Origin of the sequence: Pseudomonas sp. Pseusp3 (assembly GCF_047304225.1) — a bacterium.
In the GTDB taxonomy this organism is placed as follows: domain Bacteria; phylum Pseudomonadota; class Gammaproteobacteria; order Pseudomonadales; family Pseudomonadaceae; genus Aquipseudomonas; species Aquipseudomonas fluorescens_CD.
The window spans coordinates 1-395 of record NZ_JBGLYV010000253.1; the positions used below are offsets into that span (position 1 = coordinate 1).

At 66.1% G+C, this 395-nt stretch carries 1 pseudogene; it reads left to right on the forward strand.

Annotation, left to right across the window (positions count from 1 at the left end):
* Positions 1-395 (forward strand): annotated as a pseudogene (locus tag ACCD00_RS30785) (peptidoglycan-binding protein); the annotation flags it as partial.

A 395-nucleotide genomic window follows, 5' to 3' on the forward strand; every position in this document is an offset into this window, starting at 1 on the left:
GGCAGAAGCTGCGGCGCCAGTGGCCACGGCGCCCGAGGCAGCTCCGGCGCCGGCCGAGAAACCTGTCGAGGCGACACCGGTCGCCTCCGACGATCAGAAATTCAATGAGTTGCTGACCAATCCTGTGCTGCTGGGCTTGGTGGGTGGCGGTGCGGTGATTCTGCTGCTCTTGCTGCTGTTGCTGGCGCGCCGCCGCAAAGCCCAGCAAGAAGCCGAGAAACATATGCGCATGGCGCGTGCCTTGGCCGAAGAACAGCCGTTCTCGGCCGATCTCGATTTGCCGGAAAGCAGCTTCGAAGGCCTGGAAGTTCCGCCGCCGAGCGTGAAGCTGGCGACTGCACCGACGCCTGCTCCCGCGCCAGCGCCGGTGGTTGCCCCGGTCGTGATGACCACGC